At 73.0% G+C, this 2020-nt stretch carries 2 protein-coding genes; both read right to left on the reverse strand.

Features of this window, described 5'->3' with window-relative positions; translation table 11 throughout:
* Positions 1-79: 79 nt before the first annotated feature.
* Positions 80-1372 carry a phage major capsid protein gene (locus FV242_RS33695; RefSeq protein WP_147941998.1) on the reverse strand — a complete coding sequence of 431 codons (1293 nt, stop codon included), beginning with the start codon at positions 1370-1372 and terminating at the stop codon, positions 80-82.
* Positions 1372-1911: an HK97 family phage prohead protease gene (locus FV242_RS33700; RefSeq protein ID WP_147941997.1), complete on the reverse strand. Its 540-nt coding sequence runs from the start codon at positions 1909-1911 to the stop codon at positions 1372-1374. Before FV242_RS33700 ends, FV242_RS33695 begins: the two co-directional genes overlap by 1 nt.
* Between the last annotated feature and the right edge of the window lie 109 nt (positions 1912-2020).

Raw genomic sequence — 2020 nt, forward strand, 5'->3', positions numbered from 1 at the left:
CCCGCCCCCTGCTGACGCAGGCGCCACCCTCCCCCGCAAAGGGGGGAGGATTCGACGCGCCTGTCAGCCACGCCAAGGCTCACCCAAACTTCAGAACCTTGATCGCATCGAAATCCTGCACCCCGCCGCCGACGCGCTTGGTGGTGTAGAACAGCACGTAGGGCTTGGCCGAGTACGGGTCGCGCAGCACCCGCAGGCCTGTGCGGTCTACCACCAGGTAGCCCCGGCGGAAGTCGCCGAACGCCACCGACAGGCTGCCCGCCGCGATCTCCGGCATCGCCTCCGCCTCCGTTACGGGGAAGCCGATCAGCGTCGCGGATTGGGCGGCCGTGAGCGGCTGGTGCCAGAGGTAGTTGCCCTGCGCGTCCTTGAACTTGCGGATCGCGCTCTGGGTCCGCCGGTTCATCACGAAGCCGGCATTCTGGCGGTAGCCCGCACGCAGGGCGTAGACTAGGTCGAACAGCACGTCGGACGGGTTGGTCGACGGGAACGCCCCGGCCGCCCCGGTGGCGACGACGCCGAGCTTGCCCGGCACCCAGGCGGTGTTGGGCACGGTGTCGTAGCTCAGGAAGCCGCGCGGGCGGCTGGCGCCGTTGCCGGTGACGAAGGCCACCCCCTCCTGCTCCGCGAACGCCATCTCGACCTCGGCGGAGAGCCACGCGTCGAGATCGACCACGGCATCGTCCAGCAGCGTCTGGGTCGCGGCCGGCATGGCGTAGAGCTCCATGGCCGGGAACGCGATCTCGGACAGGACCGGCCCGTCGGTGCCGGGACGCGGCGCGGTCTCGGCGACCCAGCCGGTCACCGGGGCGCCGACCGCGGCGGCGCGCTTGTACTGGGCGCCCGAGATCTGCTGCACGCTGGCGATGGACCGGATCGGCGAGACCTGCGCGAGGCGCGCGAGCACGGTCCGCTCGATGGTCTGCGGCACGAGATAGCCGCCGTCTGGCCCCGAGCCGGCCGACAGGGCCTTGGCCTCCAGACGCTTGAGCCCCGCGCTCTCGCCGGCCCGGACGTAGAGGTCGAAGGCCGCCTTGTGCTCCTGCGCGGCCCCATCCTCCCGGGGTCCCGGCTGGCCGAGCGCCGGCCGGGCGCGGTCGAGGCCGATCCGCTCGAGCCGGGTGCGGGCGGCGTCCAGCGCCGCGTCGATCCGGGCGAGCTTCTCCTCGGTGAGCACGTCGGTGCCGAGCCGGCCCTCGATCTGGGCGATGCGGGTCTCGTTGGTCTCCTTGAACGCCTCGAAGGCGGTGGCGAGTTCGTCCAGCGCCGGCTGGACCGGTTCGGCCCCGGGGCGGCCGGCCTTGTTCTCCAGGCCGGGCAGCGCGGCCTTGGTCTCCGGGGCGGGGCTCGACAGCGCGGTGGTGTGAGACATCATCGAACGACCTCGTGGCTGGGGTGGGTGAAGCGGGACCGGGCCGCCGGGCGCGGGCAAGGGGCGCGGCAGGCGGCGGGGTTGGGAGCGATCTTCCGGGCGAGGCCGCGGATCTCCTCGGCCGACGGGGTGCGATCCGGGCTCGCCCGGGCCTGCGGCTGCAGCGGGAAGGTCACCAGGGAGATCTCCCAGAGGTCGACCCGCTGAAGCCGGCGCTCGCCGGCCGCGCCCTTGCGGGCCAACAGGGTGCGGAAGCCGATCGACAGCCCGTCGAGGCCGCCGCCGCGCATCAGCGCGTCGATCTCCCGGGCGCGCTGCACTGCGAGGTTGAGCTGCCCCTCGGCGAACAGGCCGCGGGCATCCTCCCGGAGCGACAGCCAGCGCCCGATCGGCTCGGCCGGATCGTGCTGGAACAGCAGCCTCACCCCCGCTGCCCCGCGCCGGGCCAGGCTGGTCGCGAACGCGCCCGGCACCACCACGTCGCGGCCGAGATCGGGCACGCCGAACACGCTGGCGTAGCCGGAGAAATGGCCATCCATCGGCAGGATCCTCGGTTGGTTTTTTTGGGATTGGGGCCAAGGCCAACCCCAGGCGCGTCCCTTCCCCCCTCTGCGGGGGAGGGTGGGCCTCGCGTCAGCGAGGGTCGGG

Origin of the sequence: Methylobacterium sp. WL64, assembly GCF_008039945.1 — a bacterium.
GTDB lineage: Bacteria > Pseudomonadota > Alphaproteobacteria > Rhizobiales > Beijerinckiaceae > Methylobacterium.

Bases quoted from the DNA above. Each gene is read 5' to 3' on its own strand.
- FV242_RS33695 (WP_147941998.1), bottom strand. From the start codon at position 1,372: ATGTCTCACACCACCGCGCTGTCGAGCCCCGCCCCGGAGACCAAGGCC.
- FV242_RS33700 (WP_147941997.1), bottom strand. From the start codon at position 1,911: ATGGATGGCCATTTCTCCGGCTACGCCAGCGTGTTCGGCGTGCCCGAT.